Source organism: Microbulbifer variabilis, from assembly GCF_052467165.1.
Genome location: NZ_CP174301.1, coordinates 2,886,723 through 2,906,691 on the forward strand (window position 1 = coordinate 2,886,723; position 19,969 = coordinate 2,906,691).

Consider the following 19,969-nt stretch of genomic DNA (forward strand, 5'->3'; position numbering starts at 1 on the left):
ATATGTAACCTAAAGAGACCCCAATGGCACAAAAATAATATTAACTTAAGCCGGCCAGCTCAAATATAACAAAAAAATAGAGAATAAATAATTTCATCCTAATATTAAAAATAATATTGGTATAAAAACAACAACATACATAAAAATATAACGGATTGAATCTTTTAAAGTAAAGAGCTGGTAATAGATTATTGTTTCAAATTTTACAACAACCGGTTTCTAATTAACGAACAATATATCAACCTATCAGTTATTCATCTGCTGACTTGTGCCATTAAATAGAATTAAACTTATCTAAAGCGACATTAGAAAGATTGAAGCTCAAGGAGGTCCGCACATAATTCCGCAATGTCTTTACCGGTCGCGAAGGCTGCAAATGATAGCCATCGGAATGGTCGCAGCCCTTTACAAAATTTACAAAACAATAGCTGTGGGCGTTATGATTCGAACTACAGGGATAACAAAGCGACTCACCATCTAGGTTTAATATTTAAGCTTTAATAAAATAACCGAAAGGAATCACTTCTTAGCAACCCGGCAACTTTGTGGCTTTGTGGCTTTGTGGCTTTGTGGCTTTGTGGCTTTGTGGCTTTGTATAATACTTAAATGGATAGTAATGATACAAGAAAATTATCTGCTTCCGCACAGAAAGAAAATACCAAGCTGTCGTAAAGCTGTTTCAGGAAATTCAGGTCGGGATGAGCTCTTTCTAAAAAATAATTTTTCCTTGAAATCGGGCAAGTTTGTATGTGGCAGGCTTATCCCATAGGATAGGTCTTGAAGGCTACAGTTATTAGGTCTTGCTAGGCAACGTTCACCCACAAGAGTTGCGCTTTACAACTGTAACCGTCAAGGTAAGAAATTACTCAGGAACGCATTAAAGGAGATCGCTCCACTTTAGTATATCGTGATTCCGCATATGCTAATGAAGTGCGCCTACTGGGTAAGCTACTGCCTATTTTGCAACTTATAAATAAATTTATCTGCCAGTGAATATACCGAGGACGGATTCGCTCCAGTGACCAGCTCTCTGTCTTCGATTACTTGCGACATTGAGGGCACACGAAAATTACTTACTTTAAGACCAGCCTCTCTTGCTTTCTCTGCAACGTAATACTCTAGGCGACTGCCTTTTAAATAAAGAAAGTTCTCAAGAATTAGCTCTTCAGACTTGTTACCCAGTGTAATGTTGTATCCTTTGTAAATGAAGTTATTTTTTTGTTCTTCACTTAGGGGGATAAATGGATCATAGATACCTTCCATTGCTGTCAACAACACTATCGGAGCATGGCAAATTATAGCAGTCGGCTTTTGGGTTTCATGGAAATATGTTAAGATACTCCCCAGCTCCTCGCTAAACAGAAGATCTGTTTTTGGCGCATGACCTCCCGGAATATAGATTCCATCATATTTTTCTAAAGATTTTGATTGTGTCAATGACTCCAGCGTGAGCAAAGGTTTTTCAGTAAGTTGCTGCTGCTCCATTTTGTATTCAACATCATCTAGAAAAGCAGATACTTCGTCATTTGCGTAACGATTAGCAAACTTGAGCCTACCGAAATATTTCATTGCTGTAGCGATATCTTTTAAGCGCTCCTCCTCGGCTTTTATCTTAGGGTTTAAAGTGTACTGAGGCCAATTTGATACCACTGATGCTTTATAAAAATACATTTGCAAGCCAAAACCATCAATTACAGGAGTTTTCCCTTTTGGTGTGGCAATATCAAATTCATATCCATTAGCTTCCAGCTGCCTCAAGGTTTCTGATAGCTCACTCACAAAATACCCAGATTCGACTACACCACCATTTTTTAGGGTCAAATGGTCAGCTGCTGAAACGACAACAAGCACTTTTCCATTGCTAGCATAGGCATTTAAACTTAAAAGAACAGCCACGCAGATATATAATACTTTTTTCAAAATAAAACCCAACTCTTTATTGTTGAGGTTAGAAAACCTGTTTATTTTAGGTTGCGCCCCACAAAAGCGCATTGCGCCTATCTAGAATTGGCTATTGGCAGTTAGGAAATCCATACCAAGTACTATATTGGGGTGCAAATTTACTAGGGGCGGCCTGTTTGATTATGCTTTATTAGCAGCAGTGTCGATAATGGCCTTTTCGATGAAAATATCCGTATTTCCCTTCCATTAACTCATTAGTCGTATTTAAAATCTGCTTATAAAGCACCTAATTATTACTTATCGTAACATCAAGGAAGGCGGGCTCTTGGCTTTTTCTACCAGAATGATCCACCGCAATGACTTTATAGCGGTAGTTTTTCCCCAACTCTAAACCTGAATCTTTGTATGAAGGTTCCCGGGTATTTACAAGCAATTCGTCATCACGAGATAACTCGTAATGGAGCACACCGTCATTTTCAATAGTGTGATTCCAGGAGAGAAACACTTGCATTCCATCTATCCTATATTTAAAGCCACTAACCTTTGCGGGTGGTGGATGATCTCCAAACTTGCAAGGTACAATATCTCTGCCTAAGCCATCTGTACACTGATCAATATTTTTGTCGGTTTTACCTGATGCATTCCAATTTTTTGATATTCCGCCAGTGCACATATTATCTGCACAAAAGGGCATATCATAATTGAGGCAAGTTCTGCAATTTTCAAACCCAAAATTATCTACAAAAGGCAACACAGACTTATCGACTGCGGGGAAATAATTACAGACTGTGACATGTGCGCCATCATTATATGCAGGATCATCAACACCATTGATACTGTCACACTCAGCAACCGCACATCCAACATAGCGAGTTTCCCCATAGCAGACTTGAGCCCAATGTCCACAGGTGTCATCGTGACACTGCCCAGTCTCCCAATTATATGCATAGCTCTCATCATACCAAGCCTGAACCGCTCCAGCCCATTGCTCGGCATTATATTGAGATGCTGGAGGGTTGGTAAAATGAATGGCTACATTCTCACCAATTTCAACGTAACCCCCGGGCAATACAAAAGATACTTCACTTTTTACTTTATCAAAAGAGTCTCTAATACCTGCAGAGTCGCCTAGATGTCCAAAATAGCAGGCCGATGCCCGCTCCTTCGCCATCTTAGCCAAGGCATTATCCCAAAAAAGAGTTTGCATATTTCCAGCAGTTTTAGGCCCTTCTCCTTCTCCAGATTGACCACTGGCACACCGCTGACGAAGGTGATTATGCCTATCAAGCATTTCCCGCTTTTGATCCAGTGAAAGCTCAAAAGGGCCAGACCCATTGGGGTCTGCAGTCACTATAGAAAATGTAACAGATTGCTGAGCACCATCTGTTAACTGGAAATTAACAGTATCTTTTACTGAGTCATCACTTTTTATACTATCCGCCTTATCATTAAGGATATATTCCCAATCACCACTATTGGTAATGTTAAAATTACCATAAGTGCTTTCTATATTTTTCTCTGAAAAGCTCGGCGTATTACCATCGACATCATGCAGCGACAAAATGCCATTGGCACTTTCCCTGCTCCCTACAATTAATGTCGCCAGGGGGGAGTCTGGTTCGAAAGTATAGGCATCATCGGCACCTGTTACTTCGATAACAATCACTGTAAAGTCATTTCCAGCTCCCACAGCTATTGAAAATTCATCGGTAGCAAGTTCATTTTCACTAAGCGGATCAGAAAGATTACTATCCAAAGTATATGCCCAGGTGCCATCTGAGAGAACTTGGAGGCGACCGTATTTCCCCCACTCATTAACTTCCTCAAAAATTCTATTTGGGTTTGTACTATCAATCAGTATGCCAGTAGCAGACTTTACATTATCTTCACTAACGTAACCTTCCCCACCACTAATGACCCCATGGTTTGGGTCTGGATCTGGATCTGGATCTGGGCCTGGATCTGGGCCTGGGCCTGGATCTGGGTTAGGCCCAGTATTACCACCATTGTTAGTTACCTCTGGATTACTGTTTTTGTTGTCACTAGAACCACCACTACAGGCAACTACGAAAACAGACAAAACAATAACTATTAGAAGCTTAGAGAGCTGGTTCATATTATTCTCTACAGATCCAATCACACTTATTTTGGAATAAAATTGTAAGAGCATTTTTTTTTATTTTATGAACTCGGTCAAATATTATTGTTTCTATATTGAGCACCTGAAGTTTCCAAATTGCGAACAATTGACTTTTTCCTTTTTTAAGCATCATTTATCAACTATTGGGAGCCAAGTAAGGATTTCTTAGTTTTGACTCATTACAAGTAGCCCTACAGTAAGTAGTCCCCGCAACACATATCTTTACTGGCTGATCAAGAGAGTAAAACCCTCTAAAACATGAAAAGAAGCTTTTAGTATTTTGTTAAATACCAGCCTGCTTCGCTTCTTACTGTTACGCACTTATTGGCATAGACCTAAAAACCTATAACAATAGATGAGCCCCCCTGTCAGGGTAAGGCAATTATCGAATGGGTTGGGTAAGGAAAATTATTTAAATACTAATGCACAAAGTACATGACATCTCGGCATTATTAGTTAGTAGACTCTTACTACAAAATCCAACTTATCTTCTTGACTTACATCAACTTCCACCTCATTTTTCGCATGAAGTAATCCCTCTAACGATACGTCAATAATATTCATCATAACGATCCAAGAAATTGGTGGGCACCAATATCATATATAGATATAGTGCTTAAAAGGATCAAATAATGGGATAGAAATGTACGAGGTAGTACTGTTTTTGCATTTACTAGGTGCAACTGTTTGGACTGGAGGGCATCTGGTGCTGGCATGCACAATCCTCCCTTCCGCCCTAAGAAGTCAGGATATAGAATTTATCTCAAGGTTTGAAAGCAGCTATGAGAAAATTGGTATCCCCGCCCTTCTTCTACAGATTCTTTCCGGTATCTATCTAGCCTTTAGCCTCTTACCCGATATATCCCAGTGGTTTAACTTCTCAAATCCGGTTTCGAGGCTTATTTCATATAAGCTAATCATATTGGGCCTTACATTCCTCCTTGCTATTGACGCAAGGCTCAGGATTATTCCGAACCTGTCCACCAGAAACCTGAAGGCTCTCGCTTATCATATAATTCCAGTAACACTTCTCTCCGTTCTATTTGTATATGTAGGAATTTCCTTCAGAACAGGCTGGCTATATTAAAATGAATTCTCCACTATCATTTATTGGCTCAACCAACTGACCAGCTACTCTGCATAAATACAGCTAATCACCTACTTATTAGGCTTCTACAAAATAAAACTCCAGTTAGGTAAAGAGGGCTGCTTAACAGCAACCCTCACACCCAATCAATTAAACATACAAATAATGGATTTTAGATCAATTGAAATCAACGAAACGGATTAAAAAACTTCTTCCAAATGCTTTAAAAATGGTACCACGGTCTGATCTCTAACTTCTGGGTACATATCTCGATCGATAGTAATATGGTCCAAATTGACCCAACTTTGAGCATACCAACCCAGGCTGACATCTTCTGCCGTATAGACAAAAGAGTGCACCCCTGTAAACTCAATAACTTCATCGCCACCTGCCAGTTGGCGGATATATAAATTGTCTTTATAGGGAAACTGAGCATTGAGATCAGTATAGTAGCTCAAATAAGTTGAGTTTTCCGGGTTACGGAAAAAAGAAGAAGTTACTCCCATTTCATTCTGATCCCATTTACAGACTCCATCAAAACTATGAACAATGGTTCGAATGTTACGAAAGTCCGGATCATTACGCAGAGCCTTTGCCAAGCGCATTGCTAAACAGCCCCCTCTGGATGACCCTGCCAAGTAGATGCTTTCAAGATTGGAAGCATAAGCTTTGGATTTTAACCACTTAAGGTAGGCACTTTCTATACGAGATTTCTCATCACTACTCACCAAATAGTTAAATTGTGCATCAAAAGCTACGGCGAAGAAGGTATCATCTGCAGGAAAATACTCTGAATCCAGAACCTGCCGGGCAAGCGAACGGCCATCTATGCTTCGGGAGCAGGATTTTTCTGAGATACCACAGTTTCTTTTGTAGTTATCCTCCTGGCCTGTTACTGCACTTTCAGAACCGTATCCCGGAGGCTGTTGTCCAGCTGCAATAAATACCAAGTTCCGCACATCTTCTCGCGCTGGCTGCCGTACCCTTGCAATCTGAGTATATAATTGATAAGAGTTGCTAACACCTTCTTGCTCCCAAGCAAGATACTCAGTTTGAGTATCCTGCCGGGTGCACCAAAAATTTTGACAATAGCGGACACGCTCCAAGTTCACCGATAAATCTGATTTAGGCTCAAACGCTTGCGCTTGAAAAGCTCCAAAAAGAATCACCCAACAAGTTAAAAATCTTATTATTTGACTATTCATTTTTCACCATTTTCAACATGATCATTCTTATATTTAGAAGGTAAAACCTCCTATCCAATCAAATAAATCAACCCCTTATCTGACCGCGCATGATTTTAACAGCCAAAATGCCACCAAACAGAGAAATCAATAAAAAAATAAATCTTAAATTTTCAAATAAACAGAGACCAACTCCGAAACGAAAAAATACAACAAGAAACAGGTAAGTGACAAATTGATAAGCAGCCATCAGCAATTGCCACTACTTAAAGCGCTCTTAAATTAGTCAAAATTTCTATAAAAATTATCGATTTCTATAGGAAAATATGATCACCAGCCACCTTCAAGGAAATCGACTATCATTTAAATAATTATATTTTTAAGTATTGACTTATTTTTTTACCCAATCTTTAAGAAGAGAGTAAAAGCAGCGGACTGCGCCCCAACAGGTATCGTCGCGCGACCTTTCTTACCTTAATTACAATGGTAACATGCAACACGAACATCTTAATTGATAGCAAGGTAATGAAATGGGTGTCAACCCGTACATCATTATCGAAAATTGAATCTAGTTACACTATGCCCAAGTAATCCCAGCTGGCAGTTTATAGCAACTATATTCCAGGTGCACCACTCTGGGGCGCCTAGGACATAAAGCTCTATCTGAAGCGTGAAGAATATGAGGATACATAATTAATGCAGAACCGGATTTTACCTCACAAGCAATCGGATTATGCTGTTTAACATATTTATATATTTCATCTTGCTGAAAAACCCCATATTGATGACTGCCAGGAATAAGCTTCAAGCAGCCATTACTGGCATCAGTATCATCCAGATGAATACGGATCGTAATCATTTGTTCAAGAACATGTAGAGGAGGCTGCACATGGTGAGCACCATCCTTAACACTCCAAGGGCCCCATCCAGACTTAGTAAATTTTGAAGAGACCGCTACAGTCTTATCCTGATGTCAAGTGACAAGCCAGTTACACTTCTCATGCTTATCAAACAGGATACTCCTTACCAATCGAGGACGCTGAATTAAGTATTTCTGCGCTAAATTTACAATCAAGTCCGATGTAGCCAAGGCCGCTATAGAGCTATACTTTTTCTCTACATTGCGTATGCCTCCAGTTCCCCTAGCAAGCTTTAAATCTTCAAACTCATTTTGAAGAACCTCAAGCTGGCTTTTCGGAAGAATGTCATTAATTAAAGAATACCCTTTTTCCAAACCGATCATTATTTAACAACCCAAAAACGAGACTGGATTTTATGTACTTTTCACCCAACGGGCGAGTAAAAGTTATCGATCAGAAAGTGCTTCCTTGCTGGAATTTCTATTTCCAGAAACTTTCATATAGGTTTCGCCCATTTTCGCATAGACACTACCCATATTTTGTGGTTTAGACTTTTAAGTTCTTCTTTTTTCAACCCCTTATGCATGAGGAATTGTTCCACATTTCATATTACCTACCAAGCAACACACCCCTTAGTAGTATGTGGTACTGACACTGCTGCATTCGAAGCACCAATGTCACTTCCTCTAGGTCAAGGCGAGCAAAAAGTGCTCCATGTCACACTTTTAGCGTGGAATCCGTGCTAAATTCAGCCCATTCAAGTCGAGGTCAGCTTGATCGATTGCCGATCCGTTAGGGTGGCTTTCGCGCTGTAAGGTAGTAACAATCCAATCTATATTGATATGTGCCAGGTAAGACTCAATACCCATCAGCAGACAATAAGCAGTGTGCCCTCCACAACAAGAAGTAAATATTTACTTACAAATTACACCTTAATGTAAAAGTAAGAATGTGACGTTATGGTGAAAAATCCCAGAAATTTATCGTCACTAGAATTAGGTAGTAGGACTATTTTTATACAGTTAAAGGTTGCGGGTTAAGTTTTGTAAATTTCTCGGTGTGCTCTCTGTTGGCAAATACCCACACCGACCTAAATTAATTTCTGGCTTGGCACAAGCCACCTGTGAAAAAGTTGAAGCTGTTAAGGGATGGTATAAAAAATCTACCAGAGATGAATATACGGATGAAACCATAACTACGTAAATCCTCTTGCTGAATGAAGTTAGCATTCAGCCAAGTGCTCCAATACCAAGAGCATGGAGAGGAGAAAAAGAGAGCTCCAGTAGTAGAAAATATTTGCGTAATGATATCCAGGTTTCTGCGAAAAAATGAACATGTATCTCCTGCCATCGCGAGACCACTGTTCTCACATTGAGCTTTCGTGATTTTTCGACTCAATGTATTAGCTGGCCTACGGATAAGACTTCAGCCGAGGGCCTGGCTACAAGAAATTTAATAGCTGACTTTTTCCACAACGAAGAGATTTATTTAGATGAGCACTGACAAAAGCAATGACTCCACACCTTTTCTAGCAGGCATGAGCGCTGGTGAGCAGCAATCATCTCTCTCGAATTCAGGCGCCAAATCAGTGCTTGGTGAGGGTATCAATTTTCGCGGTGAGTTGATCGGCACCGAAGATCTACATGTAGAAGGCACTGTAGACGGTACTGTAATTATGGTTGGCCACAACCTTTCTGTTGGTACCGGCGGCGCAGTGACTGCAAATATCCACGCAAAAAATATTGTTGTTGAAGGCACACTGGATGGCGACGCACTTGCCGATGAATTAATAGAGATCCGAAATACTGCTCAGGTAAATGGCAACCTGATTGCCCCTCGGATCAAACTCGACGACGGTGGTAAGTTCCGCGGCTCTATGGATATGGTAGATACCGACTCCGAAATGAAAGAACGTCACAAGGAATTCTCAGACCGATTGGTGCACCCAGACCTGCCGGCAACTGAAGATAAGCCTGCAAATCGTTCCCAGAACAATTCCTCCTACACTTCTAGCAGCTCAACCGCGAGTGATTCATCCCGTCTATCCGATACCAGCGACTATCTGTTCGGTACCAAGGAGACTGAAGAGGAAACAGAGGAGAGCTGAGTTAAATTCCTCAGTTGATCCTCCATACGAGCCCCGGCTATTGCCGGGGCTCTAGCTTTTAGTGTGAGAGTATGTTGCAGCATCATTCGTTTGGTATTGCCGCCTTGGTGGACGAGGTGATTCAACCAGGTGGTAAAGTATTGGATTTAGGGTGTCTCTCATTTGGCACTACACAAACCTTTTTGGAACTATCCTGCCAGACATTTATTGAGGATTTACGTAGCCTGCTGCTTGAGATCCACTCATTTGACCAGCAGACACGAACCATAAAGTTAACTAAACACCTGACTAGAAAGCCGCAACGGATAAAACTTGATGTCGTGCTCTGCTGGGACCTTTTCAACTTTATGGAGCCCGAGCTTATTACGCAATTAATTGAGGAAATCCGACCTCACTTAAAAGCTGGCACCATCTTCCATACTATGCTGTACACCGGCACAATGCCTAAAGCGCCCGCTGATTTTAAGCGTTTGTCCGGCTTCACTTTTAACTCAGAGCCCCTAGCACTGCCGGAGCCATTACCCTCATACCGATACTCGTCGCTCAACCTGATGAAAACCATGGGTAACTTTTCTCTGCGCTCCTCTCTCCTGCATAGAAAAGGCATGCGTAAAGATCTTATCGAGCTGATGTTTGAATACGGTAATGTAAAGTCACAAAACGCTGTACGCGCGGGGGGAACCTCAGCTGCAATCTCCGCCTTTAGACAAACAAGCCTTACCGAACTCCCTTTGACAGCTCTTGATCAAGCATTAATGCACACCAAGCGCTCTCCCGTCAGTAAAGCTCTGGACGTAGGGAAGAAAGCCGGAAGGAATATGCAGCACCTCCAGCGTGAGGTGGGTGAACTGTTTATTTCAGATCTCTATTCCGCAATTCTCTGGCAATGTAGCCGCAAGGTACCCTTTAATAGCGCGGTACAGGCGGCATTACGACAGGCCACCCTACCTGAAAACCTGGATTGTATTTTGCTCTGGGATCTCCTGAATTTCTTTTCCACTGAACAAATTCAGTTAATCACACATACGCTATATCAGTATCTCAGCAATAACGGTGTGATGCATTTTCTGTTGTTCAAGCAAGAGCAACTTCCAGTTAATTGTGGTGTTTTCGAGATTCAGCCATCAGGCCTTGTTGGAACCTATATCCAACCAGCTGGAAATAAGCAGACAAAGTTCCGCACTATTACCGATGTAGTGAAAGCTCTACCACAAATGAAAGTTCTAAGTCAGGGCACAGGGAGAATACCCAACGGGCCCTTTTATCACGAAATAACAATGCAGAAAGTTGTAAAGGATCAATAATGACCCAGTTTTTCTACCACTGGTTGACTAAGTTATCTCCTGAGCAGGTAACAGACACCTTTCTTATAGTTATGCTTGCCCTTGGCACTATAGCCTTGATCCTTTACCCATTTGGCAAGTTTCCACGCTTCGTAAAAGAAACTCCATCTCTACTGACCGCTCTTGGTATTCTGGGCACCTTTATCGGTATTATTCTTGGTATCTATGGTTTTGACCTTGCTGATATCGACACCTCGATTTCAGAACTTATGCAAGGTCTGGAAACCGCCTTTATGACAAGTATCTTAGGCCTTTTCCTCTCGCTGGTCTTGCGCACTATTTTCCAAATATTTAGCAAAGATCAGCCAGCCAGAGCCACTGCAGATGATATTTTGCAAGCGATCAATGACCAGCGACAGGATTTGACAAAGTTTCAACACAGTATTAGCGAAGAGGTTTTACAGTCACTAACTTCAGTTGTGGAGAAGTTTAATCAGGGACTGAACGCACAAATGGGTGATAATCTGCAGCAGTTTACTCAACAGCTGGAGGCTGTATCCCCTGCCCTGCAAGCATTAATCGATCAGCATGAGCAACACGCCGAGCTTGCTGCGATCTACCGTGAGCAAACCACATCCCTACTGATTGAGATTAACGGTGCACAAGAGAACCTTTTGCAGCTGCACCAACGTATTACTGAATTACCGGAGATCTTTAACGTTATTCCTTCGCTGGTTGAACAGCAGCGTACTCACTCCGAGCAAATCTCTGTCATGCTTAATGAACAGCAGGCATCCATTGAAGTACTGCAGCAATCTATTCCAGATATCGCACCTAAGTTTGAGTCTATTACCCAAGGAATAGAAAAAGCGAATCAGCAGTTAGGCACTCAAGTTCAACACCTAATCTCCCTGAGTGAAACCCAGGCTAAGGTTTTTGAGCAGAGGACGAATAAGGTCGTTGCTCTCGCCGATGTCCTTACTAGTATCGACCCAAAACATTTTTCCAACATTATACAAGAGACTGCAAACAGCCATCGTGAATCAATGGTTGAACTGGCACAACTTATCGCCAAGACTCACCAACAGATGATTACTGAGTTATCCCAGGTGATCACTCGTGATTTGACCAATGCAGATGTAAGCATCAAACGTCAGTATGAGCTACTGGATCAACGCTTACATAGCGAAGTCGAGAGTGTAATGGCTGCGATGGGTGATGCGCTAGGCACCCTGAGTGGTGAGTTCTCAAGGGATTTCCGCCAGTTAATCCAGCAAATGAAACGTATCGACAGTCAAGTGAAGCAGGTCGTCGGAGAGGAGCATGTTTGAGAGTGCCCACTCCAACAGCGAATACAGCGAGAGCCAGTGGATCAGCCTATCCGATATGATGGCAGGCCTGATGATGGTATTTCTCTGTATTGCTGTCTTCGTAATGCGCTCCTTAATAGATGAACGCGCTAAGATTCGAGAGCTTGCAGAGTCTTATCGCGATACTCAACTTGCAATCTACCAAACCCTGCAACAGGAGTTTGCTAACGACCTGGATCACTGGGGAGCCTCCCTGGATAAGCAAACCCTCGCCATTTCATTTAATAATAGTGATGCCCTGTTTAAAGCGGGGGATTTCACTCTGAGTGACAATGCCCGAGAGATTATGTCCTCATTTGTACCCAGGTATATTGCTGCCCTGACTCCATATATGGACTCTATTGCCGCAATCCAAATAGAGGGACACACAAGCTCTGAGTGGGGTGAACAATCTGAACCAGAAGAAGGTTACTTTCATAATTTGCGTCTGTCACAGCAGCGATCAAGAGCGGTGATGCAGTATGCCCACTCGCTGCTACCACCGACTCAAGCGGTACTAGTCCGCGCAAAAGTTGCGGCCGTAGGCTATTCCTCTGCTCGGCCTGTACTCAATGCTAGTGGTATAGAAGATCCGGATCGCTCTCGCAGAGTGGCATTCCGGGTAGTACGTGACTCTGAAAGCCATATCCTGCAAATTCTTGAGGAAGCTTTGTGAAGCCAACCAACCTCCAGCCTATTCATAAACACCAAACACAAGAGCCGCGGCACGGCTTCACGCCTATGAAAGCTACATCATGTCAACCGGAGAGTAGCGATCACGGAATTCCCGCCGACAGTCCCCTATTGAAAGTACCGACGAATACTCCAAGTCGGAACAGTTTGGCAGAAGCTATCAGCTCTGGTATTCAGCTGGACTACTCAGACCTGGATAGCCTCACCTGTGGCTGGCGCTACCGTAACATTCCGGTATTTGTATTTGGCCTTGAAGAAAGCCCTTCTACGCAGGGGCATTCTTTTGGGCAAATCCATATAACTCCTAAATGCCCATCGCTAAGCAATTACCAAGGTTCACTTTGGGCGAGTAGCGACTACACTGCTGCACAAAAAGTTTTTCCACAAGATGAACTAAAGCCCTGCACCCACTGCCTGCGCCACCTCTATAGCCTGGATATTCCTGAACTTGTGCGTAAGGACCGTTTTGGAACTGTTACCGATATCGACTGGTTAATCTTTGCAAGATACTTTGCCAGCTCCATTTTCGATCAATATCCCCTCTACTGGCGAAACGGCGAACGTCCACAGAAAGTAAATTCACTCTTTAATGCTGACAACCCAAAGTATGCTTGTTCAATATGTCAGTGCCATATAAAAGCCAGCGGCTGGGCACTAAATCCAGAGTTGGCTGAACGCAGTGGTCTACCCAAAGAGATCTGTCTGCTATGTGCAGAGCGACGCGCACGTGCAGTAATAATAGCATCTCCACAAGCGGCTCTCCGAGCAGCGACACTACGCTACGAATCCCTTACGAAACAGCTAGGCAGTGAACCCCAGGCTTCATGGGCGATTGCCGAGCAGGTAGTCCCTGCTTCCTGGCTGCCTCTTGTACAGAAACTAAAAACCCTGATGGGGCCACCCAAAGTCTTTCAAGTAATTGCCCCACGAGTACTGGCCGTTTTATGCTGGCCCAGCATGGGACGTGCGATCATCGCTGATAACACCAAGGAAGCCAAGCTCCCCCAAAAATATTCGGTATGGCGGAAAGCTCAAATTGAACGTGAATTGGGGCTTGGCTAAGCGTTGTTGATATTAAGAAATTGTTCGGAGTTACACTAGTATTACCTAAAAATAATTGACTAGAGGGCAATTGGAATACATCCCTTATCGGCCCAATCAATAGAATTTCTGTCCGAAAGTGACATCCACTTTCGGACGCTAATCAAAACATATAAATTTGACGTTAAAAGTAGCCATTAAAAAAATCAATTAACAAGAATTAGTCCGCACACTATAGTCTACTAATTCAGAGGCGAACTTCCCACCGCTATTCCCCTGTTCAACTTTCCCACATTAAAGCCATTGCCACTTGGGCCCATCAGGATAAAGCCTTAGTTTTTGCCCTTGAATGTGAGTGCGGCCATTATATGTATGTGAGCTACCATCAACAGTATCCCTGATTACTGTACCACGAAAACTTTGATACCATTTCCCTGTATAAAATGGATCTAGATTGTTTTTTGCGCGTAGTGCGTAAATTTTTGAAGAGATACCAAATTGGATTTTTGTCACCCTTAGGTCAACATTGTTTTTTCCAGCTCTTCCTTAAATTACTCCATGTAGTTACTGGTAGGTGGGTAATGACCACTAAAATTGTTAATTAGTTCTACTCTCCCATTTGCCACAGATATATGTCCTGCCGCAGCAACTGGTTGCCCAGACAAAAATGCCGAATGATTCTGAATGTCACCGACTTTATTACCGCAAAAGATACGTCCATTTTTATCCATAACAAACACCCAGGAGCCGCCAGGATTAGTATTCAGCAGTGTTGCCACGTCAATATAGCAATCCATTTTAAATATCGGCTCGATAATTTACGCGTTCCTCTTCCTTTATATAAGACACAAAGACACCGCTATTAAAGTTTTTGGTTGCTAATCTGGTATCTCTATAGTTCGGTACAATATCCAAATGGATATTATTAATGCGATAAAATTACACTGGCACTGGATGTTTCCAGTCGAGTAGTACAAAATTGGATCAATGCTTATAAAGCAGAGGACTTTAAAGCATTGGCCTCTAGAAAGCGCGGCTACCCGGAAGGTACGAACCGCAGGCTAACGGTAGAGAAAGAAAGCTTCAAAACAAATCTCAGATGAGCAGCCAGATCAGCTCAAGCTTGACTATATCCTGTGGGCACGCAAGGCAGTCATGGAGTTAATCGAACCTGAATGCGATTTGAAGATGCCAATTCGCACCGTCGGTGATTATCTGAAACGCCGAGGCTTTACGCCATAGAAGCCTGCCAAACGGGCCTATGAACAAAACCCGAAAGCCGTTAAAAATGGATGGAGGAAGATTACCCAGGCATTAAACAGCAAGACGCAGAGATTTACTGGGGTGATGAAACAGGCATTCGCAGCGATTGCCAGCATGAGCATGGCGATGCACCAAAAGGAAAAAATTCCATTGTGAAGCTGAATGCCACGCTTACTTCACTCAATATGATACCCGCGATTTCAAACCAAGGAACAGTGCGTTTTCAAATTTACAAAGGAAGTATGAATGCCGATAGGCTGATTGACTTTCTCAAGCGATTAACCAAAAAATCGGAACTTAAAGTTTATCTCATCCTGGACAATCTTAGGGTCCACCATGCACAAGTCATTAATTCTTGACTGGCAGAGCACGGGGATGAGAAAGAAATCTATTATTTACTATCATATTCACCTGAACTGAATCCAGATGAGTATTTGAATTGTAACCTTAAAGGGGGGCATTCACAGTAGTATGCCAGCCCGACTCATGGAGAAACTGAAAAGCAAAGTACTTTCTCATATGAGAATGTTACAAAAAAGCCCGCGTGTGTAGCAGCCTATTTCCGACATAAATCAATTAAGTACGCGGCATAATTAAACGATTTATCCGCCGGATTAACAATAAGAAAAGTAATCGAGGCCCTCAAACGAAGTCAGCAAAGGCTTTAAGGGCCCGCTCAATTACGTTAACTAAAGACATGTTAGATTCTTAAAGTTAATTGTCGCCTACTATATTGCCATAACGCCAACAAGCCCACAAAAATGACTAATTCTTTCAACAAAGGATACAACAAACCTTAAAGCCAACAACATAAAATCAATAAACATTTTATAATACCAAAGATGTTTAATTTAATTAGACATCGAAAGCTTACATTAAAAGTTGTAGATATTTTCCAAGGAAATGGATAAATCAGCCAGGCTATTTTCAGTTTAAAATATAGAAATCCCGCTGAACTTCTCAATTTCTTGCCACACTTTTCAACTCACACACCCACCAATTTTCGGAATAAACTTGGATTAATCGATGAATAACATAGTCAAAACAACCACCCTCTCTACCTTATTATTGACTAACTTTATTGTTTCCCTATCTGTTTCCGCGGGAGAGTTCACACTTGATTCTAACGATTGGCGTATCCGTGCGCTTAAGATTCAAAACGATATAGATCTCGATGTACCGCTAAGAGAAGGTTTCAGACTGGGAACACACAACTCCTTTAACGCTGAGGAGTATGCCAATGCATTCCGCTATGTAGATCCAAATCAAAAGCTGTCCTTGAACGATCAACTAGAAGCAGGCGTTCGCAGAATCAACTTCGATGTGCATGAATTTTTTAGCTTCAGCACCTGGAAAACTGAACTCCTGCTTTGCCATGGCACATCCAATCATTGGGGATGCAGTTCATTTGATCGCAGGTTAATTCAAGGGCTCAATGAAGTGAAAAGTTGGCTTGACAAAAATCCAGATCAAGTCATAGAGATAAAAATTCAAGATGAAATGGATGGAGAGCACAATGAATTTATAGCACGAGTGGAAGAGTCTATGGGAGAGCTGGTCTATCGCCCAAACGGGGGCTGCAGTAAGGTGCCAGCAGACCTTACTGATAGAGATATTTTAAATGCAGGCAAGCAAGTTTATTTTACTGGGAATTCCGCCTGTAATGATGATAATTATCAAAGCCTGGTGTTCAAGAATCACGAAGGTGGACTTTCCTACGATCGCAATGAGGTTCTCAATGGTGTCTGCCCGGAAAACCCAGAGAGTGGCATAATGTCAGTTTCAGAGGATCGGACAAATTTATCCGGGGGCAGCGATGATAAGACCACTAATGCCAGCGAATTATTGATACTTATGGAATGTGGCCTAAATTCTACCGGACTGGATATGTTGGGCTATACAAATTCGGACAGAATCGCAGCAGCTGTATGGAGCTGGGATGTCAATGAGCCGAACAATGCTGGCAGTACAAGCAATGAAGACTGCGCACTATCCAGAGCCAACGGCCGCTTCAACGATTTGAATTGCACTCAGATAAAATCCTTTGCTTGTGAAAATGCCCAAGGTGACTGGTATATCACTAGCTCACAGGGAATCTGGAGTGAAGGTATGACCATCTGTCACGCAGAGACCAATGGCGTATATCAATTCTCTGTACCCACCAGTCCTTATAAAAATACAAAGTTAGTACAAGCAAAAGAATCTGTATCAGTGGATCAAGTCTGGTTGCATTACTCTGATATTGCTGAGGAAGGAAAATGGGAGGCAAGTCATCCATAACCTAAAGAGCCTATCATTAGATATTGATAGCTGATCTGAGAGCCCGGCTGGATAGTTTTGACCATCCGGCCGTCAAAAAAACCACTGAAATTGTTACTCGAATTACGACCAAAAGAATGGCTAAATAGATCCATTATTAAAGCCACTAAAACAACTTGAAAACTCTACAGCATATAATTTTATAATGAAATGGAAAAGCTATAAGCCCCCTTCATTCAAGATAGAATTATTTAATTCCTCAAACATGTACCCATGCAGAGCAAATTTTATTTTTTATACCCTGTCGGTAATATTTAGTTGATGATCAATCACTTTTACATATACCCTACTAGGTGTTCTAAAGGTACAAATCAATTCTGGACACCCATCAAAAGAAAATGGCAATAACCTCAGTAAATATTGGTACTCTTGGCTTCGAATTAAAATAGATAAAAGTTTTGACTAGTCTGATGCTAATTCAATTGGGTGGGCATGGATTAAGCATAGGATGGCCGACATCAACGATGAGCTTCACTGGGGAATAGGCTTATAGGTGGCTGGTGAGAGGGAAAGAGGGAATACACTGCGTTCAGGATCGTATGAGGCATGGATACCGATTTCAAGCTTAAAAGAGTGTATTCACAGCGCTTCTCGAGTGTGTTACTCGGAATAAATCTGCTTTCCAAAGTAATTTATGATGAGGATGACTTGTGGAATTCTGTAAAGCTGCCCTTGAGGGGGACTAAATATCTACAGGCCCACATTTACATTTGAGGAAAATATCCACCGGCACCGTGGTGGCAGGTTAGACGTTAACCCAGTATCAGAGCACCGTGTCGAGCATAGCGCTGTCCATGGCTATACAAAAAAGAGAGAAGAAATTAAAAGCATACCCTCTACAGTACGAAGTCACTATTTAAAAGTGTTCCAATTAGCGGAGGAGCAAAATTTTATCCGCCCCCAATTGGTAGTGGGGGCAGGCCGATAATCCCTATTTATTACTATTAGGAATTAATCAGCGACGTGCAGCAAAAATACCGCCAGCCATCACCACTAGCGAGGAGAGCATTCCAACGCCAACCAGACTGTAAAGGCTGATGGACTGGCGCGCTGCTTCACTCAATACTTCACCAAATGGAAATTGCCAGGCCACGATTCCTGAGGCTGCCAACACAGCGATGTATTGGGATCGGCTGGCACGGCGCTCACTATCCTTTGAAGGCGCAGGCAGTTTTGCCATCACGCTTTCACAGAAGCCATCGTCGTCCAGGTAGGGCTCATCGAACTGCAGCTGTTCGCTTAGCCAGGCATCGAACTGTGGATCTTTGCCCTCTATAGCAACATCGTTCAAGGTGCCACCCTTAGTGTTCCGCTGTTCAAAATTAACCATTTACCACCTCCTCGCGCCATGGCTGGAGCAAGCTGCGCAGCTTGGCCCTCGCGCGATTCACATGGGATTTTACCGTACCCAGCGGCAACTTCATAATGCTTGCCGCCTCCTCATGGGAAAAGCCCCTCTGCATACACAGATGTATCGCCTGACGCTGGGCATCGCTCAGGCTACTCATAGCAGAGTTTAGATCCCTTGCCATACCCAGTTGCTGGGACTCTTCCACAGTCTCTTCTGCTTGAGCTCTGTCGACCGCCTCCTGATCCACATCTGGCGCATTCTTGCGTTTGTGGCTCATGACGAGATTGTAGGCGATACGGTACAACCAGGTGCTGAACCGGGCATCCCCCCGAAATGCCGGCAACGCCTTGTAGGCCTTGATAAAGGCCTCCTGCGCCATATCGTCCGCCAGGCCCTGGTCGCCATCACACAGCTGACGGAGCGAGAATCGCAGCTGTGACTGATAGCGGCGAACCAGCTGAGCATATGCCCGCTGGTCCCCGTCTTCGACGGTGCGCCTGATCAAATCCTCATCATTGAGGTCCATATTCGGGTCCTTACACCTGCTTGTTATCGAGCTTCCAGTTGATAAAGCGGGCCAGGCCGATAAACAGTGGGATCAAACCCAGACTACCTACACCAAAGCCTGCCAGGGCCGTCAGCCAGATAAACACCGCTGCACCCACAGCAATCAGGGTGATGCCTCTATCTGCAGGACTCCTGGGGCTGTTGCCTTCGAGCATATCCAGCATCTCAGGCGGTACATCGCGACCTTCAGCAACCATGCGGTTGATATTTTCCACAACCAACTGTTTCTTGCGGTAGCTGTTATGAGTCACCAGCCAGACAATCAGCACCGGCATCCCAAAAATGCAGATCAGAGCGATTATTGGTACCAGCCAGGACTCCAAGGGCTCAGTGTTATGCGCCCTATCCCAAAACCTGGCCTTGTGGTCGTAATGCCTAGTCAAACCGATTTCGACATTCTCCGGAACCTGATCCAGGGCCTCCTCAACCACTTGGCCCCGATCGTCGAGAATGCCTTTGCTCTCAAGCTTCTCAATAATCCGCTGACTCAGTGGCCCACCAAAATCGGTACCCAGATCTACTTTGACTTCACTGCGCTCGCCATCTTCACCCTGGGTTTTAATAGTGAGCACGCCGTTGTCATCACGCATAATCCGCACCCGTGAGTTCGGCTCGGACGCTTCGGCATCAATCGATGGTGGAGCAGGAGGCTTCGGCATCTCCGTGCTGTCATCCTGTGCCCAGCTACCCAGGGCGGCAAATGCAGCCACCAGAGTTACCAGCCAGCGAGCGCCAGCCCGCATGGATTGTGAATTTCTCGCTCTCATTTTTTACTCTCTGATCATTCTCGTTATATGTGCTGTTGCACCGTCGGGGATACCCA

At 43.2% G+C, this 19,969-nt stretch carries 17 protein-coding genes and 1 pseudogene; 9 read left to right on the forward strand and 9 right to left on the reverse strand.

Annotated elements, in window-relative coordinates:
- Positions 1–948 precede the first annotated feature (948 nt).
- Positions 949–1,992 (reverse strand): DJ-1/PfpI family protein, encoded by a 1,044-nt coding sequence (locus ACJJIP_RS12730; protein ID WP_444945284.1) that lies wholly within the window; start codon positions 1,990–1,992, stop codon positions 949–951.
- Between the two features lie 196 nt (positions 1,993–2,188).
- A complete protein-coding gene (locus tag ACJJIP_RS12735; RefSeq protein ID WP_444945285.1) occupies positions 2,189–4,018 on the reverse strand; it encodes a VCBS domain-containing protein in 1,830 nt (609 codons plus the stop codon).
- A 667-nt stretch (positions 4,019–4,685) separates the two neighbouring features.
- On the opposite strand from ACJJIP_RS12735, the gene ACJJIP_RS12740 reads away from it, so the two are divergent.
- Positions 4,686–5,129 (forward strand): CopD family protein, encoded by a 444-nt coding sequence (locus ACJJIP_RS12740; protein ID WP_444945286.1) that lies wholly within the window; start codon positions 4,686–4,688, stop codon positions 5,127–5,129.
- Positions 5,130–5,329: 200 nt separating this feature from the next.
- Here ACJJIP_RS12740 and ACJJIP_RS12745 read toward each other — a convergent pair whose 3' ends face one another.
- The 3 genes and pseudogenes from ACJJIP_RS12745 to ACJJIP_RS12755 all read right to left on the reverse strand — a co-directional run bounded on the left by ACJJIP_RS12745 (position 5,330) and on the right by ACJJIP_RS12755 (position 7,556).
- Positions 5,330–6,334 (reverse strand): hypothetical protein, encoded by a 1,005-nt coding sequence (locus ACJJIP_RS12745; RefSeq protein WP_444945287.1) that lies wholly within the window; start codon positions 6,332–6,334, stop codon positions 5,330–5,332.
- A gap of 556 nt (positions 6,335–6,890) precedes the next feature.
- A pseudogene (locus ACJJIP_RS12750) lies at positions 6,891–7,256 on the reverse strand (phytanoyl-CoA dioxygenase family protein); the annotation flags it as partial.
- A gap of 30 nt (positions 7,257–7,286) precedes the next feature.
- Positions 7,287–7,556 (reverse strand): hypothetical protein, encoded by a 270-nt coding sequence (locus ACJJIP_RS12755; protein ID WP_444945288.1) that lies wholly within the window; start codon positions 7,554–7,556, stop codon positions 7,287–7,289.
- 1,109 nt (positions 7,557–8,665) lie between these two features.
- Here ACJJIP_RS12755 and ACJJIP_RS12760 point away from each other — a divergent pair.
- The 5 genes from ACJJIP_RS12760 to ACJJIP_RS12780 all read left to right on the forward strand — a co-directional run bounded on the left by ACJJIP_RS12760 (position 8,666) and on the right by ACJJIP_RS12780 (position 13,667).
- The gene (locus ACJJIP_RS12760; RefSeq protein ID WP_020414886.1) at positions 8,666–9,280 is read left to right on the forward strand and encodes a bactofilin family protein; all 615 of its coding nucleotides are present in this window, start codon (positions 8,666–8,668) and stop codon (positions 9,278–9,280) included.
- Positions 9,281–9,351: 71 nt separating this feature from the next.
- Positions 9,352–10,584 carry a hypothetical protein gene (locus ACJJIP_RS12765; RefSeq protein ID WP_020414885.1) on the forward strand — a complete coding sequence of 411 codons (1,233 nt, stop codon included), beginning with the start codon at positions 9,352–9,354 and terminating at the stop codon, positions 10,582–10,584.
- Positions 10,584–11,894: a MotA/TolQ/ExbB proton channel family protein gene (locus tag ACJJIP_RS12770; protein WP_020414884.1), complete on the forward strand. Its 1,311-nt coding sequence runs from the start codon at positions 10,584–10,586 to the stop codon at positions 11,892–11,894. Before ACJJIP_RS12765 ends, ACJJIP_RS12770 begins: the two co-directional genes overlap by 1 nt.
- Complete coding sequence (locus ACJJIP_RS12775; RefSeq protein ID WP_444945289.1) at positions 11,887–12,588, forward strand: OmpA/MotB family protein; 702 nt, start codon at positions 11,887–11,889, stop codon at positions 12,586–12,588. Before ACJJIP_RS12770 ends, ACJJIP_RS12775 begins: the two co-directional genes overlap by 8 nt.
- Positions 12,589–12,653: 65 nt before the next feature.
- Positions 12,654–13,667, forward strand: a complete 1,014-nt coding sequence (locus ACJJIP_RS12780; RefSeq protein WP_353375114.1) for a hypothetical protein — start codon at positions 12,654–12,656, stop codon at positions 13,665–13,667.
- A gap of 530 nt (positions 13,668–14,197) precedes the next feature.
- On the opposite strand, the gene ACJJIP_RS21820 is transcribed toward ACJJIP_RS12780, so the two are convergent.
- Positions 14,198–14,443 carry an IQM protein middle domain-containing protein gene (locus ACJJIP_RS21820; protein ID WP_020414881.1) on the reverse strand — a complete coding sequence of 82 codons (246 nt, stop codon included), beginning with the start codon at positions 14,441–14,443 and terminating at the stop codon, positions 14,198–14,200.
- A 337-nt stretch (positions 14,444–14,780) separates the two neighbouring features.
- Here ACJJIP_RS21820 and ACJJIP_RS12785 point away from each other — a divergent pair, with 337 nt between their 5' ends.
- The 3 genes from ACJJIP_RS12785 to ACJJIP_RS12795 all read left to right on the forward strand — a co-directional run bounded on the left by ACJJIP_RS12785 (position 14,781) and on the right by ACJJIP_RS12795 (position 17,189).
- The gene (locus ACJJIP_RS12785) at positions 14,781–14,888 is read left to right on the forward strand and encodes a winged helix-turn-helix domain-containing protein (RefSeq protein WP_444902649.1); all 108 of its coding nucleotides are present in this window, start codon (positions 14,781–14,783) and stop codon (positions 14,886–14,888) included.
- Between the two features lie 50 nt (positions 14,889–14,938).
- On the forward strand, positions 14,939–15,268 hold the full coding sequence (locus tag ACJJIP_RS12790) for a transposase (protein ID WP_444945290.1): 330 nt from the start codon (positions 14,939–14,941) through the stop codon (positions 15,266–15,268).
- 667 nt (positions 15,269–15,935) lie between these two features.
- The gene (locus ACJJIP_RS12795) at positions 15,936–17,189 is read left to right on the forward strand and encodes a phosphoinositide-specific phospholipase C-related protein (protein WP_020414879.1); all 1,254 of its coding nucleotides are present in this window, start codon (positions 15,936–15,938) and stop codon (positions 17,187–17,189) included.
- A gap of 994 nt (positions 17,190–18,183) precedes the next feature.
- On the opposite strand, the gene ACJJIP_RS12800 is transcribed toward ACJJIP_RS12795, so the two are convergent.
- From ACJJIP_RS12800 to ACJJIP_RS12810, 3 genes are read right to left on the reverse strand one after another with little or no spacing between them, the layout of a single operon-like run.
- Entirely contained in the window at positions 18,184–18,558 is a 375-nt protein-coding gene (locus ACJJIP_RS12800; RefSeq protein ID WP_020414876.1) for a hypothetical protein, read from the reverse strand.
- On the reverse strand, positions 18,551–19,105 hold the full coding sequence (locus tag ACJJIP_RS12805; protein ID WP_020414875.1) for a sigma-70 family RNA polymerase sigma factor: 555 nt from the start codon (positions 19,103–19,105) through the stop codon (positions 18,551–18,553). The genes ACJJIP_RS12800 and ACJJIP_RS12805 overlap by 8 nt, the downstream gene beginning before the upstream one ends.
- 10 nt (positions 19,106–19,115) lie before the next feature.
- Positions 19,116–19,913: a DUF6249 domain-containing protein gene (locus ACJJIP_RS12810; RefSeq protein WP_157533680.1), complete on the reverse strand. Its 798-nt coding sequence runs from the start codon at positions 19,911–19,913 to the stop codon at positions 19,116–19,118.
- Between the last annotated feature and the right edge of the window lie 56 nt (positions 19,914–19,969).

What these genes read in the sequence shown, in the direction of transcription:
- ACJJIP_RS12730 (WP_444945284.1), bottom strand. Translation starts at nt 1,992, where the DNA reads ATGCGCTTTTGTGGGGCGCAACCTAAAATAAACAGGTTTTCTAACCTC.
- ACJJIP_RS12735 (WP_444945285.1), bottom strand. Translation starts at nt 4,018, where the DNA reads ATGAACCAGCTCTCTAAGCTTCTAATAGTTATTGTTTTGTCTGTTTTC.
- ACJJIP_RS12740 (WP_444945286.1), top strand. Translation starts at nt 4,686, where the DNA reads ATGTACGAGGTAGTACTGTTTTTGCATTTACTAGGTGCAACTGTTTGG.
- ACJJIP_RS12745 (WP_444945287.1), bottom strand. Translation starts at nt 6,334, where the DNA reads ATGAATAGTCAAATAATAAGATTTTTAACTTGTTGGGTGATTCTTTTT.
- ACJJIP_RS12755 (WP_444945288.1), bottom strand. Translation starts at nt 7,556, where the DNA reads ATGATCGGTTTGGAAAAAGGGTATTCTTTAATTAATGACATTCTTCCG.
- ACJJIP_RS12760 (WP_020414886.1), top strand. Translation starts at nt 8,666, where the DNA reads ATGAGCACTGACAAAAGCAATGACTCCACACCTTTTCTAGCAGGCATG.
- ACJJIP_RS12765 (WP_020414885.1), top strand. Translation starts at nt 9,352, where the DNA reads ATGTTGCAGCATCATTCGTTTGGTATTGCCGCCTTGGTGGACGAGGTG.
- ACJJIP_RS12770 (WP_020414884.1), top strand. Translation starts at nt 10,584, where the DNA reads ATGACCCAGTTTTTCTACCACTGGTTGACTAAGTTATCTCCTGAGCAG.
- ACJJIP_RS12775 (WP_444945289.1), top strand. Translation starts at nt 11,887, where the DNA reads ATGTTTGAGAGTGCCCACTCCAACAGCGAATACAGCGAGAGCCAGTGG.
- ACJJIP_RS12780 (WP_353375114.1), top strand. Translation starts at nt 12,654, where the DNA reads ATGAAAGCTACATCATGTCAACCGGAGAGTAGCGATCACGGAATTCCC.
- ACJJIP_RS21820 (WP_020414881.1), bottom strand. Translation starts at nt 14,443, where the DNA reads ATGGATTGCTATATTGACGTGGCAACACTGCTGAATACTAATCCTGGC.
- ACJJIP_RS12790 (WP_444945290.1), top strand. Translation starts at nt 14,939, where the DNA reads ATGGAGGAAGATTACCCAGGCATTAAACAGCAAGACGCAGAGATTTAC.
- ACJJIP_RS12795 (WP_020414879.1), top strand. Translation starts at nt 15,936, where the DNA reads ATGAATAACATAGTCAAAACAACCACCCTCTCTACCTTATTATTGACT.
- ACJJIP_RS12800 (WP_020414876.1), bottom strand. Translation starts at nt 18,558, where the DNA reads ATGGTTAATTTTGAACAGCGGAACACTAAGGGTGGCACCTTGAACGAT.
- ACJJIP_RS12805 (WP_020414875.1), bottom strand. Translation starts at nt 19,105, where the DNA reads ATGGACCTCAATGATGAGGATTTGATCAGGCGCACCGTCGAAGACGGG.
- ACJJIP_RS12810 (WP_157533680.1), bottom strand. Translation starts at nt 19,913, where the DNA reads ATGAGAGCGAGAAATTCACAATCCATGCGGGCTGGCGCTCGCTGGCTG.